This is a genomic window from Massilia sp. AB1 (assembly GCF_018119385.1).
Lineage (GTDB): Bacteria > Pseudomonadota > Gammaproteobacteria > Burkholderiales > Burkholderiaceae_D > Telluria.
On the sequence record NZ_JAGKSG010000045.1, the window covers coordinates 22,561 to 35,108 of the forward strand.

At 64.8% G+C, this 12,548-nt stretch carries 13 protein-coding genes and 1 tRNA gene; 11 read left to right on the forward strand and 3 right to left on the reverse strand.

Translation table 11 applies throughout. The features are described from left to right. The first annotated feature begins 9 nt into the window (after positions 1 to 9). The 6 genes from J8847_RS19965 (at position 10) to J8847_RS19990 (ending at position 4,233) form a co-directional block, all read left to right on the forward strand. Positions 10 to 441 (forward strand): ExbD/TolR family protein, encoded by a 432-nt coding sequence (locus J8847_RS19965; RefSeq protein ID WP_211526459.1) that lies wholly within the window; start codon positions 10 to 12, stop codon positions 439 to 441. Positions 442 to 460: 19 nt separating this feature from the next. Further along, a complete protein-coding gene (gene tolA / locus J8847_RS19970; RefSeq protein WP_211526460.1) occupies positions 461 to 1,378 on the forward strand; it encodes a cell envelope integrity protein TolA in 918 nt (305 codons plus the stop codon). A 72-nt stretch (positions 1,379 to 1,450) separates the two neighbouring features. Next, on the forward strand, positions 1,451 to 2,674 hold the full coding sequence (gene tolB / locus J8847_RS19975; RefSeq protein WP_229429957.1) for a Tol-Pal system beta propeller repeat protein TolB: 1,224 nt from the start codon (positions 1,451 to 1,453) through the stop codon (positions 2,672 to 2,674). A gap of 35 nt (positions 2,675 to 2,709) precedes the next feature. Then, the gene (pal, locus tag J8847_RS19980; protein WP_211526462.1) at positions 2,710 to 3,234 is read left to right on the forward strand and encodes a peptidoglycan-associated lipoprotein Pal; all 525 of its coding nucleotides are present in this window, start codon (positions 2,710 to 2,712) and stop codon (positions 3,232 to 3,234) included. 106 nt (positions 3,235 to 3,340) lie between these two features. After that, a complete protein-coding gene (gene ybgF, locus J8847_RS19985; RefSeq protein WP_211526463.1) occupies positions 3,341 to 4,096 on the forward strand; it encodes a tol-pal system protein YbgF in 756 nt (251 codons plus the stop codon). A 61-nt stretch (positions 4,097 to 4,157) separates the two neighbouring features. Next, a tRNA-Lys gene (locus J8847_RS19990) sits at positions 4,158 to 4,233 on the forward strand. Between the two features lie 128 nt (positions 4,234 to 4,361). Here J8847_RS19990 and J8847_RS19995 read toward each other — a convergent pair. Further along, on the reverse strand, positions 4,362 to 4,778 hold the full coding sequence (locus J8847_RS19995) for a hypothetical protein (RefSeq protein ID WP_211526464.1): 417 nt from the start codon (positions 4,776 to 4,778) through the stop codon (positions 4,362 to 4,364). 884 nt (positions 4,779 to 5,662) lie between these two features. On the opposite strand from J8847_RS19995, the gene J8847_RS20000 reads away from it, so the two are divergent. Beyond that, positions 5,663 to 5,854, forward strand: coding sequence for a hypothetical protein (locus J8847_RS20000; protein WP_211526465.1), 192 nt, complete (start codon positions 5,663 to 5,665; stop codon positions 5,852 to 5,854). Positions 5,855 to 5,988: 134 nt separating this feature from the next. On the opposite strand, the gene J8847_RS20005 is transcribed toward J8847_RS20000, so the two are convergent. Next, positions 5,989 to 7,731 carry a methyl-accepting chemotaxis protein gene (locus tag J8847_RS20005; RefSeq protein WP_211526466.1) on the reverse strand — a complete coding sequence of 581 codons (1,743 nt, stop codon included), beginning with the start codon at positions 7,729 to 7,731 and terminating at the stop codon, positions 5,989 to 5,991. A 261-nt stretch (positions 7,732 to 7,992) separates the two neighbouring features. Here J8847_RS20005 and J8847_RS20010 point away from each other — a divergent pair, with 261 nt between their 5' ends. The 4 genes from J8847_RS20010 (at position 7,993) to J8847_RS20025 (ending at position 11,947) form a co-directional block, all read left to right on the forward strand. Next, complete coding sequence (locus J8847_RS20010; protein ID WP_211526467.1) at positions 7,993 to 9,393, forward strand: L-cystine transporter; 1,401 nt, start codon at positions 7,993 to 7,995, stop codon at positions 9,391 to 9,393. Positions 9,394 to 9,527: 134 nt separating this feature from the next. Further along, a complete protein-coding gene (locus J8847_RS20015; protein WP_211526472.1) occupies positions 9,528 to 10,292 on the forward strand; it encodes a histidine phosphatase family protein in 765 nt (254 codons plus the stop codon). 9 nt (positions 10,293 to 10,301) lie between these two features. After that, on the forward strand, positions 10,302 to 11,270 hold the full coding sequence (locus J8847_RS20020; RefSeq protein ID WP_211526468.1) for an NAD(P)H-hydrate dehydratase: 969 nt from the start codon (positions 10,302 to 10,304) through the stop codon (positions 11,268 to 11,270). A gap of 281 nt (positions 11,271 to 11,551) precedes the next feature. Further along, complete coding sequence (locus J8847_RS20025) at positions 11,552 to 11,947, forward strand: hypothetical protein (protein WP_211526469.1); 396 nt, start codon at positions 11,552 to 11,554, stop codon at positions 11,945 to 11,947. Between the two features lie 234 nt (positions 11,948 to 12,181). Here J8847_RS20025 and J8847_RS20030 read toward each other — a convergent pair whose 3' ends face one another. After that, positions 12,182 to 12,490, reverse strand: a complete 309-nt coding sequence (locus J8847_RS20030; RefSeq protein ID WP_211526473.1) for a DUF1272 domain-containing protein — start codon at positions 12,488 to 12,490, stop codon at positions 12,182 to 12,184. Positions 12,491 to 12,548 lie beyond the last annotated feature (58 nt).

The window sequence follows — 12,548 nt, forward strand, 5'->3', positions numbered from 1 at the left end:
GAGGACGGGATGGCTTTTTCCAGCAGCATGCGCGGCGGGCGCCGCCGCAAGTTCAAGTCCGAGATCAACGTCGTGCCCTACATCGACGTGATGCTGGTGCTGCTCATCATCTTCATGGCGGTGCCGGCCAACGAGGCCCCGAGCGTGGTCAACCTGCCGCGCGCCGAGAAGTCGGCGCTGCCGCCCAGCACCTATATCCAGGTCGAGGTGAAGCCGGAAGGCCGGCTGGCGATCGGCGTGCGTGGCGAGCGGAAGGTGGCGAGCGAGGACGTCGGCGACCGCGCCGCCCTGCTCCAGCGCCTGCGCGCCCTGCACGAGGAAAATCCCGACTATCCGGTCTTGATTGCCGGCGACCGCGACAGCAAATACGACGATGTCATCCAGCTGATTTCCGAAGCCAAGAAGATGGGCATCAACCGCGTGGGACTCGCTACCAAGTGATGTCGGAACCATGTCAGCCATGAAGCCTGCCAGCGCCGGCACCCCGTACTACGTGCCGCCCGAACCGAACCGCCTGCCATCTTTCCTGCTGGCGGTGTTCGTGCACGCCATCCTGCTGTTCTTCCTGTGGTTCGGCATCAGCTGGCAAAGCAACGAGCCGGTCGCGGTCGAGGCCGAGGTCTGGGACATGTCGGTCCAGACCGCCGCCGCGCCTCCCCTGCCGGTCGAACCGCCACCGCCCGAGCCGGAACCGGAACCCCAGCCGGTCCAGCGCGCCGAGCCGCCGCCGCCCGTCGAGCGTCCTGCGCCGACGCCGCCCGATATCGCCCTCGAGCGCGAGAAGGAGCGCAAGGCCGAGCAGCTCAAGAAGGAGCTGGCCGAGAAGCGCGAGCGTGAAGAGCTGAAGAAGAAGGAACTCGCCGAGCAGAAGAAGAAAGAGGACGAGAAAAAGAAGAAAGAAGAAGCGGACCGCAAGGAGCTGGCAAAGAAAGAAGCCGACGAGAAAAAGAAGAAAGAACTCGCCGAGAAGAAAAAGGCTGCCGATGCCGCCAAGGTCGAAGCGGCTCGCCTGGACAAGATTCGCCAGGAAGATCTCAAGCGCATGGCCGGCGCCATGGGCAGCAGCGGCTCGGCCGAGAAATCGACCGCGCCCAAGATCGACAGCGGCTATGTCGCCGCGATCACGGCCAAGATCAAGAGCAACACGACCTATGCGGGCAGCACCGATACGCCGGGCAACCCGAAGGCCGTGTTCAAGGTGGACCAGTTGCCCACCGGCGAAATCATGTCGGTCCGCCTGAGCAAGAGCAGCGGCGTACCGGAATTCGACCGCGCGGTGGAAAACGGCATCCGCAAAGCGTCCCCACTACCCAAGAAGAAAGATGGTACGGTAGAGCGCAACCTCGAGGTCAATTTCTCTATGAAAGACCTCGACTGATCGGTTCGACCTCAATCTGACTCACAGACTATGAAAAAACTTCACATACTGCTGTTTAGTGCAACGATGCTGATGGGCACTGCAACCCAGGCCCAGCTGAAGGTCGAGATCGCCGGTGTCGGCAGCAACCAGATCCCGGTTGCGGTCGCGGCCTTCGCCGACGAAGGCGTGGCGCCGGCACAGGTGTCGGCCGTGATCCGCGCCGACCTCGAGCGTTCCGGCGTGTTCAAGGTGGTCGATGCCGGCCAGGTGATCAGCGACAGCGCCAATGTCGACCTGGCCGCCTTCAAGGCCAGCGGCGTCGATGCCCTGGTGGTCGGCAGCGTGGCGCGCCAGCCGGACGGCCGCCTCGCCGTGCGCTACAAGCTGCTCGATACCGTCAAGGGCGGCCAGCTCTCGCAGATGGGCGGCGAAGTCCAGCCCAAGTACACCCGCCTGCAGGCGCACCGCATCGCCGACGACGTCTACGAAAAGCTGACCGGCGTGAAGGGCATCTTCTCGACCCGCATCGCCTACGTCAAGGAAGACCGCGCCGCGCGCCAGTTCAGCCTGGCCGTGGCCGACGCCGACGGCGAGAACGAAATCGTCGCCGTGCACGGCCGCGAACCGATCATCTCGCCGGCCTGGTCCCCCGACGGCAGCAAGGTCGCCTACGTCTCGCTGGAAGACCGCAAGCCGGTGGTCTACCTGCAGGACCTGATGACCGGCCGCCGCAACCAGATCTCCAATCAGAAGGGCAACAACTCGGCGCCCTCGTGGGCGCCGGACGGCAGCACGCTCGCCGTGGCCCTGTCGAAGGACGGCAATACCGAGATCTACACGGTGCGCCATGACGGCAGCGGCCTGCGCCGCCTGACCACCAACAACGCGATCGACACCGAGCCGCAGTTCTCGGCCGACGGCCAGACCATTTACTTCACCAGCGACCGCAGCGGCGGTCCGCAGGTCTACAAGATGAGCGCTTCGGGCGGCAATGCCACCCGCGTGACGTTCAACGGCAACTACAACATCAGCCCGCGCGTGTCTCCTGATGGGAAGACCCTGGCATGGATCTCCCAGCGCGACGGCGGTTTCTCCTTATATGCGATGGACCTGGCCAGCGGCCAGGAGCTGCGCCTGGCCGATGGGGCCACCGAACCGAGTTTTTCGCCTAACGGCAAGTACATCATGTATGCGACCAAGGGCGGCGGGCGAACCTCGCTGGCCGTGGTGTCGGTGGATGGACGGGTCAAGCAGCGCTTAACCACCAAAGCGGGAAACATTCGGGAGCCCAGCTGGGGTCCCTTCATGAAGTAACGAAGTAAAACCTTTACCAGAACAGGAGAAAAACCATGCGCAACTTCAAGAGCGTCGCCTTCATCGCCTCGGCAGCCGCCCTGCTGGCAGCTTGCTCGTCGCCGACCAAGCTGACCGAGACCACCGTCCAGGAAAAATCGACCGAAACCGCACCGGCGCCAGTCGACAACCGCGAAATCAAGCCGGTCGAAACCGGCGTCGTCGATCCGCTGAACGATCCGAAAGGCGTGCTGGCCAACCGCAGCGTCTACTTCGACTACGACAGCTTCGTCGTGCGCGACGACGGCCGTCCGGTCGTCGAAAACCACTCGGCTTACCTGAACAAGAACAAGCAGCGCAAGGTCCTGATCCAAGGCAACACCGACGAACGCGGCGGCACCGAGTACAACCTGGCCCTGGGCCAGAAGCGTGCCGAAGCCGTCCGTCGTGCGATGGGTTCGCTGGGCGTGGCCGAAGGTCAGATGGAAGCCGTGTCGCTGGGCGAAGAAAAGCCGAAGGCAACCGGCAGCAACGAAGCCGCCTGGGCTGAAAACCGTCGCGCCGACATCGTCTATCAGTAATCGCTGACTTAAGATTCGCTTGATTGACAGCGGGGCGGCATGCAGTGCAGACTGCTAGCCGCCCCGTTTTATATCTGCAACTGGTTTTAGTAGAAAGAACAACGCCATGATGAAACTGACCCCGTCCCGTCTTGCCTGCCTGTTCCTGGCGGCCTGGATGCCGCTGCAGGCGTCCGCCGGCCTGCTCGACGATGACGAAGCGCGCAAAGCGATCCTCGACCTGCGTGCCAAGGTCGACAACATCGCGCGCGAGCTGAACGCCCGCGTCGACACCAAGGCGGACAAGAGCTCCACCATCGAGATGCTGAACCAGCACGAGCAGACCATGCAGGAACTGGCGCGCCTGCGCGGCCAGATCGAGGTGCTGGCCAACGAGATCGCCAAGGCCCAGAACGGCCAGAAGCAGCTGTACGCCGACCTCGACGCGCGCATCAAGAAACTCGAACCGCGCCAGGAAACCATCGACGGCCAGACCGCCGAGGTCCTGCCGTCCGAAAAGACCGCCTACGACGCCGCCACCGCCCTGTTCCAGTCGGGCGACTACAAGGCCGCCGCCACCGCGCTGCAGGACTTCGTCAAGCGCTACCCGGAATCGGCCTATGCCTCGAACGCGCAGTACTGGCTGGGCAACGCCTACTACGCGCTGGGCGACTACAAGAAAGCCATCGCGGCCCAGGAAGTGGTGACCAGCACCTACAACGCCAGCCCGAAGGTGCCGGATGCGATGCTGAACATCGCCAGCAGCTATGCCCTGCTGAAGGACAACAAGAACGCCAAGAAGGCCCTGCAGCAGCTGGTGTCGAAGTACCCGTCCTCGAGCGCGGCCCAGACGGCGCGCGACCGCCTGGCTTCGCTGAAGTAAGCATTAGCCGCGATGGGTATTTGACAGCTGCGCTAACGCGACCTATAATCTTGCTTCTTTCGGGTCGTTAGCTCAGTTGGTAGAGCAGCGGACTTTTAATCCGTTGGTCGCTGGTTCGAGCCCAGCACGGCCTACCAAAGATTCAACAGGAAGCCCACGAATTTTGTTTCGTGGGCTTTTTGCTTTGCGCCCCCCCCTGCACCAGTCAACGCATGCGTTTCTTCTCGAGACGGAACTCAGCACAAGCGACAACTTCACGGCGCCGTCATTCCTGCTGACTAGTCGCGTAAGCCTGGTAGGCACTCGCTCCAGCCTGGGCCAGCGCCGCGCCCAACAGCACCCAGCCTACTGGCGTCAATGAAAAAGCAATTCCAGCAGCACCTGTGGTAACCCCGGTTGCTATCGCGCCTCCAAGTGTAAACAAGGAGGATGCGCAATCTGTCGTCACTTCAAGTAGCTTTGCCTGCTTATTGTTTTCTGCCAGGCCGAACGCCAGCGACGCGTTTTTGGTGAACATGGCACCGAGGGCGGCAATGACTGCACCCGGCGTTGCATTCGCTCCCAACTTCAGCAGCGCAAGCGTCTGCGTAGAGATTTGGATGGCGCTCCCGGCAATCATCAATCCTTTGATATCGCCCTGCTTCCCAGCGAATCCGGCGATGGTGGCATGCTTGTCGATCAAGCCGAGCGGCTGCTGCGGTCTTGCCTTCTACTCCAGCCAAGGAAGCATTAACGACACCAACAAACAGATTGAACAGATCTTCGTTTTGCTCGACTGATTTCGCATTCTCGCTGGCAGGGCTGATCGTTTGCAGCGCTTTCCGTGCATCGGATTCGGATATCCGCATCTCGTTATCCCCTTAAAAAAAGCTCTTCGATACCCGGTAAGCTTATTATTAATACCACAAATTACAGCCCTTCCTTGCTCGGTTCAATTGGTCCGGCCGAGCTTCCATTGCTACCGGCCCATGTATCGATTTCGGTGTCCGAGGAGCCAATCTCTCCCTGGCTGAACAGGACTCGCCCAGTGATTTGTAACCACCTGTTTCAAGACCGTTCGCAAAACGCCACAGACAGCCAATTTCTATGCTGGAGAGCGTTTCACAAACGGTCAACCGTGCTAGGATGATCTTAGTTTCTCCTGAGTCAACTCGGCGCTGGCACCAATCGTGCGCTTATTGCCTTTGAGAGAGAAAAATGTAAAATAAATAACGTCCCGGGACGCTCGCGAACCATTTGGCGCGCTCGTGCATCCATGCACTTCTTGCGCCTTACTCCGCCGCGCTCACGGTTTGTCCAAAACAGAAGCAACGTACTGGCACCACATGTCACGCACCTATCTGCACTACCCCGGCCTGCGCACTTGCTGCGCCACGGCCGTGCGGCGTGGCCGCCAGACAATCCGCTTCTCCGCGCCGCGCGCCCGCCAGGGTTGCCAGGCCGCTGCCCGGCTTGCCTGAGCCCGGCGAACACAGTTCGCTGGGCCCGTCACTACCGAATACAGAACACATGGCCCTTGCCGGCCTAACCAGCCGTTTCCCATCGAAACGGCGCCAGGAGACATTCATGGAACTCGAACATACCGAACGCCAACACCGTAGCATCCACACCGCCACCGTCGATACCACCGACCCGCGCGCGCCTCGCCGCAACATCGCCAAGGACATCGTCACGAGCAGCCGCCGTCTGCGCCAGCGCATCGCCGTCAGCGTGGGCCTGTGCATCGGCCTGGCCGCGCTGGTCATCGTCTTCGAATAAGCGGCTCCGCAGCGCACGATCGCGCATCGGCGGCCGGACCGTGTTCCGGCCGCTGCGAGGGCGGGTGTGCGCCGCGATGCCTTGAAAGAAAAAGCCAACCTCGCGGTTGGCTTTGTCGTTTGGGCGGCGGCTGCCTAGAACTCTTCCAAGCCGTCGCTCGCCTCGACAGCTTCGGGCTTGGCGGCCTTGGCAGTCCTTGCAGTCTTCGCGGTGGGGACCGCGGTCGGCGCCTCCTTGCGAACCGGCTTGGCGCGCACCGGCGTGGCCTGCGCCTTGGCCGGGCGTGCCGCCGGCAGCGCCAGGGCCGTGCCGCGCACCGGCGCCTGACCGGCGTGGATCAGCTTGAAGGCGCCGACGGTCTGCGCCAGCCCGGTCGCCTCTTCCTGCAGCGACTGGGCGGCTGCCGATGCCTGCTCGACCAGCGCTGCGTTCTGCTGGGTCACCTGGTCCATCTGGGTCACCGCGCTGTTGATCTGCTCGATGCCGGCGGTCTGCTCCTGGCTGGCGGCCGTGATCTCGGCCATGATGTCGGTCACCCGGCTGACACTCTGCACGATCTCGGCCATCGTGGCGCCGGCCTGGTCGACCAGCTCGGAACCGTGCTGCACCTTCTCTACCGAGTCGTCGATCAGGGCCTTGATCTCCTTGGCCGCCGCGGCGCTGCGCTGCGCCAGGTTGCGCACCTCGCCCGCCACCACCGCGAAGCCGCGGCCCTGCTCGCCCGCACGGGCCGCTTCCACCGCCGCGTTCAGGGCCAGGATATTGGTCTGGAAGGCGATGCCGTCGATGACGGCGATGATGTCCACGATGCGGGTGGCCGAGGCGTTGATCGCGCCCATGGTCTGCACCACCTGCTCGACCACCGCGCCGCCCTTGCCCGCCACTTCCGAGGCCGACGCGGCCAGCGCATTGGCCTGGCGCGCGTTGTCGGCGTTCTGCTTGACGGTCGAGGTCAGCTCTTCCATCGAGGCTGCGGTCTCTTCCAGCGATCCCGCCTGCTCTTCGGTGCGCGCCGACAGGTCCAGGTTGCCGGCCGCGATCTGGCTGGAGGCGGTGGCGATGGTATCGGTGCCGTTGCGCACCCGGCTGACGATCTTGACCAGCGCGTCGTTCATGTCCTTGAGCGCGTGCAGCAGGCGGCCGGTCTCGTCGTTCGAAGTGGCGTCGATGTGCTGGGTCAGGTCGCCCGCCGCGACGGCGCCGGCGATGGCCACCGCCTTTTCCAGCGGCCCGACGATGGCGCGCACCAGCAGCCAGCCGATCACGGCCGCCAGCACCAGGCCCACGGCCAGGCCGGCCAGGCAGACCAGGCGCACCAGCTCGTAGGTCGATTGCGAGGCCTCGTATTCGGCCTTCGCGTCGCCCTGCATCAGCGCGATCAGCTTGCCGCCCTGCTCCTGCATCGGCTTGTACAGCGACAGCATCGGACCGTTCAGCAGTTGCACGGCCTGGGCGTTGTCGCCCGCGCGGATCGCGGCCTGGGCCGGGCGCAGGCCCTGGGCCAGGAAGGCCTTGCGCGCTTCGGCGAAGGCATCCGCCATGGCGCGCTCGTCGTCCTCCAGGTCGCTGGCCTTGTACTCGTCCCAGAGCCTGGTGATCAGGCTGGCGTTGGCGTCGACCTCGTTCATGAGGGCGGTGCGCACGCCCGCGTCTTCGATGCTGATCGCTTTGGCCACGTTCAACTGGTTGGTGGTGACCAGCTGGATCACCTGCCCGACGCGGCCGAGCGCCACCAGGCGCTGGTCGTACATTTGCTTGAGTTCGGCGTTCGCGACGCCGAGGTTGACCAGGCCGATCACGGCGCCGGCGATGAGCTCGACAGCCAGGAATCCGATGACGAAGACGAGGCGTGACTTGATGCTGAGGTGTTTGAACATGGAACGCCCAAGAGAATTAAAGGGGAAATGCTTATTGGATTATAGAAACAAACGCGACTGTATGGGTTGAGGCAAAGATTCCTTTGCGAAAGTACAGGGTTTCCGTCGCTGCGTTGCAACAAGCCCGTTTGCTCATGGTTTGGCCTGCACCATGACAGTGCGGAATTCACCTTGGAAATCCATTCTGGAAGCGGCAATGTCAGTTTGCCTATAGAATGCTGCGATCAATTTGTTGCACGCAGTAATCTCTTCAGAGGCCCCATGAACCTTCCGCTGATCCTGAACCTGGCTATCGCCCTCGCCGTCTGCGTCCTGCTGTGGCGCTTGCAGGGCGCCCACGTGTCCTTCACCAAGCGGGTGCTGGCCGGCCTCGGCCTTGGCGTGCTGCTGGGCGCGGGCCTGCAGGCGGTGTACGGCGCGGCCTCGCCCGAGATCGCCGCCACCAACGCCTGGCTCGACGTGCTCGGCAGCGGCTACGTCAAGCTGCTGCAGATGATTGTGATTCCGCTGATCATGGTGTCGATCGTGCAGGCCATCATGAAGCTGCGCACCACCTCCTCGCTCGGCAGCATCAGCACCCTGACCATCGGCATCCTGCTCGTGACCACGGTGATCGCCGCGGCCATCGGCATCCTGATGGCCAAGCTGTTCGGCCTGTCGGCGGTGGGCCTGACCGCTTCCGCAGCCGAGGTCGCGCGCGGCGAGTACCTGCAGGGCAACCTGGCGGCCGCCAAGGACATCTCGCTGCCGAGCATGCTGCTGTCCTTCATCCCGGCCAATCCCTTCCTCGACATGACCGGTGCGCGCAAGACCTCGACCATCGCCGTGGTCGTGTTCTCGATCTTCATCGGCATCTCGGCCACCGGCATCGCGGGCAAGAAGCCGGACGTGTTCGAATCCTTCAGCCATTTCGTGCACGTGGCCCACGTGATCGTGATGCGCATGGTGACCCTGGTGCTGCGCCTGACCCCGTTCGGCGTGTTCGCGCTGATGGCCAAGGTGGTGGCCGGTTCCAGCCTGCAGGACATCCTCAACCTGCTCGGCTTCGTCGCCGCCTCCTACTGCGCGCTGGCGCTGATGTTCTGCGTGCACCTGATCATGATCAGCGCGTCCGGCCTGAATCCGGTGCGCTACGTCGGCAAGATCTTCCCGGTGCTGGCCTTCGCCTTCACCTCGCGCACCAGCGCGGGCTCGATCCCGATGAGCGTGGCGACCCAGACCGCACGCCTGGGCACGCCGGAAGGCATCGCCAACTTCGCCGCCTCCTTCGGCGCCACCATCGGCCAGAACGGCTGCGCCGGCATCTACCCGGCCATGCTGGCGGTCATGATCGCGCCCACCGTCGGCATCGACCCGATGAGCGCGAGCTTCCTGCTGCCGCTGCTGGCGATCATCGCCTTCGGCTCGATCGGCGTGGCCGGCGTGGGCGGCGGCGCCACCTTCGCGGCCCTGATCGTGCTGTCGGCGATGGACTTGCCGGTGGCGCTGGCCGGCCTCCTGATCTCGGTCGAGCCGCTGATCGACATGGGCCGCACCGCCCTCAACGTGAGCGGCTCCATCGCGGCCGGCACGGTCACCAGCCGCGTGCTCGGCGAAACCGACATGCGGGTGTTTCATAGCGACGCGGAAATCAATCTGGACAGCGAAGAACAAGCGGTTTGATTACCGCCGTAAACACCCTTGTAAGACCGTGCTGACAGAGTGAAGAGCCAGTCCGGAAAGGCCGCAATCGTGCGCTAAACCGCCGCAGAATCCGTCTAAGATGACGGCATGTCAATATCAACGACGGGCGGGTGATGGAGCAGAAGTGGCCGCAGGAAATCTGGCTGGTCAGGCATGGACAGAGCGCCGGCAACGTCGCGCGTGATCTGGCGGAAGCGGCGGCCGGACACCACATCGACATCGCCGACCGCGACGTCGACGTGCCCCTGTCCGAGCTGGGCATCCGCCAATCCGAAGCGCTGGGGTCGTGGTTCGCCGCCCTTCCCCCGGGCCAGCGCCCCAACGCGGTGCTGCATTCGCCCTATGTGCGCGCACAGCAAACCGCCGAGCTGCTCATGCAGCGCCTCGACCGCAGCGACATGCTGGCGGTCCAGGCCGACGAGCGCCTGCGCGAAAAAGAGTTCGGCATCCTCGACCGCCTGACCACCCACGGCATCGCCCACCACCATCCCGAGCTGTACGAGCAGCGCCGCCACGTCGGCAAATTCTATTTCCGCCCGCCCGGCGGCGAGAGCTGGTGCGACGTGATCCTGCGCCTGCGCAGCGTGATGGATACGCTCGAGCGCGAGTTCTGCCGCGAACGCGTGCTAATCGTCGCGCACCAGGTCACGGTCAATTGTTTCCGCTACCTGTTCGAACATCTGGACGAAGCCACCATCCTGGAGTTCGACCGCGCCGGCGACGTGCCGAACTGCTCGGTCACGTCCTACCGCTTCGATCCCTCGCAGGGCAAGCGTGGCGACCTCGCGCTGAACCTGCTCAACTTCGTCGCCCCGCTGGAAGCCACGGGCACTCCCATCACCGCGGGCAAGGACCTGCCGAGCGCACCGAAGGCATAAGGCCCCTCCATGGAATCGAGCATCCGCGCCATTGCCGTGCACGACATCGACGCAGCCCTGCTGGCCGGCTGGCCCCTGCCATGGCCGGAGTCCGACGGCGACAAGGAGTTGCGCGGCCACGTGCTGATCGTCGGCGGCTCGAGCGAGATGCCGGGCGCCATCATCCTCGCGGCCACGGCCGCGCTGCGCGCCGGCGCCGGCAAGCTGACCGTCGCCACCGGCGCCAGCGTGGCCCAGCTGGTGGCGCTGGCCATGCCCGAGGCGCGCGTGATCGGCCTGCGCGAGCATGCGAGCGACGGCTTCAGCCTGGAGGCCCTGGACAGCCTCGATCCGCTGGCCGACCGTGTCGATGCGGTCCTGATCGGCCCCGGCATGCGCGACGAAGCGGCCACCGCCGCGCTGGTGCATGCCCTGCTGCCGCGCCTGGACGCGACCCGGACCGCGGTGGTGCTCGACGCCTGCGCGATGGGCGTGCTGCGCCATCCGCCGCGCGGCTGGCCGGAGGGCATGCCTTTCCGTTTCGAACGCCCGGTGGTGCTGACTCCGCACGCGGGCGAGATGGCCCACCTGACCGGCGCCGCCAAGGCCGACATCGTGGCCGAGCCCGATGCGCTGGCGCTGGTCTGCGCGCGGCAGTGGAACGCGGTGCTGGCGCTCAAGGGCGCGCGCACCGTGATCGCCGCGCCCGACGGCGTGCTATGGCAGCACGAGGGAGCGGGCAACATCGGCCTGGCCATTTCCGGCTCGGGCGACGTGCTGGCCGGCATTGTCGCCGGGCTGGCGGCGCGCGGCGCGCCCTTGGCCCAGGCCACCTGCTGGGGCGTGGCCCTGCACGCCCGCGCCGGCGACCGCCTGGCCCAGCGCCTTGGCACTTTAGGATATCTAGCGCGGGAAATTTCTCATGAAATTCCGGCGCTGCTGGAACAGCTCGGCGCCCGGGATGGCGCCGGCAGCGACACCAACCGGCCTGGCCGGTAGGCAATGAGTTCGGCGCCCAGGCGCCGGCTTTGTAGGATTTCCGCAGCCGCAACGCGGAAACAAGCAGAAGGTGCGCAATCCGACGAACTGGCGGCAAGGCTGCCAGTCTAATTCTCACTGTTGGATTCGTGCACTGACCGGGGCCGCGTATTGCGTCGGTTCCCTGATGGTTCCACCGGAGGGTCCTGGACCCATGGAGGAACTGAACTGGCGCCGTTGACCCTCCAGCGCCTCACCTGGAGACTTCGGCACAAGATAGACGTGAACGAGGAGTTTAAACAATGAAAGCACTGACTAAGGCACCAAAAATCCTGCTGACTGCGGCTCTCCTGGCATCCGTGCTGGGCGCCTGCAAGAAGAACGATACCGCCGGCACGGCTGGCGATACGTCGGCGACCGCGCCGAGCTCCACTTCGGGCACCACCGGCACCACCGGTGACACCGGCACCGGCGCAACCGGCACCGGCACCACGGGCACCACCGGCGATACCACCGGCACCGGCGCAACGGGCACCACCGGCACCACCGGCGACATGGGCACGGGCGCCACCGGCACCACCACTACCCCGCCGGCCACCGACACCACCACCCCGCCGGCTACCGGCACCTCGGGCACCTCGGGTACTACCGGCACCACCGGCACCGGCACCACGACTCCGCCGACCACCGGCCAGTAAGGCCTGGACGCCGACAACAAGCAGGGCCCGCTTTCGCGGGCCCTGTGTGGTGTCGCGTTCCTTGTTTGGCTACTGCCCAGCAAGGCCAATCGCCAGTCCGGCAGGACTGGCTTTGGCGCGCCTTTTCGGCGCGTCCGCTTCGCTAAGTCCGCGAAACCGGGGGCTTGGCTTCGCAAAGCCGTGCGCGCAGCTTGCGTTGTCAATCATGACATTCCCGGACAACGTCCTGTCTGCTCAGCGCTCCGCTGAGGGAAGGTCTCCTACGGCTTCCACCAGTGCGGCATGGGCGTCCAGGTCGACGGGGCGCAGCTTCGGCTCGGTCCTGGCGGGATGCTTGCCCAGGTAGTTCCCGTTCTTCCAGTTACGGCTTGGACGCACCGGACGCGGCACGAAGCCGCCGCCGCAATTCGGGCAGACGTTCCGCAGCAAGCCTTCGGCGCAGGCGGCGCAGAAGGTGCACTCGAAGGAGCAGATACGGGCCTCTGGCGCGTCGGGCGGGAGAGAAACATTGCAGTGTTCGCAGTTGGGACGCAGTTCGAGCATGCGGATCCTTTCGTGGACGGCGGCGCCGCCACCTGGCCGAGGCTGCGCGGTCCCGAGG

Bases quoted from the DNA above. Each gene is read 5' to 3' on its own strand.
- J8847_RS19965 (WP_211526459.1), top strand. From the start codon at position 10: ATGGCTTTTTCCAGCAGCATGCGCGGCGGGCGCCGCCGCAAGTTCAAG.
- tolA (WP_211526460.1), top strand. From the start codon at position 461: ATGAAGCCTGCCAGCGCCGGCACCCCGTACTACGTGCCGCCCGAACCG.
- tolB (WP_229429957.1), top strand. From the start codon at position 1,451: ATGGGCACTGCAACCCAGGCCCAGCTGAAGGTCGAGATCGCCGGTGTC.
- pal (WP_211526462.1), top strand. From the start codon at position 2,710: ATGCGCAACTTCAAGAGCGTCGCCTTCATCGCCTCGGCAGCCGCCCTG.
- ybgF (WP_211526463.1), top strand. From the start codon at position 3,341: ATGATGAAACTGACCCCGTCCCGTCTTGCCTGCCTGTTCCTGGCGGCC.
- J8847_RS20000 (WP_211526465.1), top strand. From the start codon at position 5,663: ATGGAACTCGAACATACCGAACGCCAACACCGTAGCATCCACACCGCC.
- J8847_RS20005 (WP_211526466.1), bottom strand. From the start codon at position 7,731: ATGTTCAAACACCTCAGCATCAAGTCACGCCTCGTCTTCGTCATCGGA.
- J8847_RS20010 (WP_211526467.1), top strand. From the start codon at position 7,993: ATGAACCTTCCGCTGATCCTGAACCTGGCTATCGCCCTCGCCGTCTGC.
- J8847_RS20015 (WP_211526472.1), top strand. From the start codon at position 9,528: ATGGAGCAGAAGTGGCCGCAGGAAATCTGGCTGGTCAGGCATGGACAG.
- J8847_RS20020 (WP_211526468.1), top strand. From the start codon at position 10,302: ATGGAATCGAGCATCCGCGCCATTGCCGTGCACGACATCGACGCAGCC.
- J8847_RS20025 (WP_211526469.1), top strand. From the start codon at position 11,552: ATGAAAGCACTGACTAAGGCACCAAAAATCCTGCTGACTGCGGCTCTC.
- J8847_RS20030 (WP_211526473.1), bottom strand. From the start codon at position 12,490: ATGCTCGAACTGCGTCCCAACTGCGAACACTGCAATGTTTCTCTCCCG.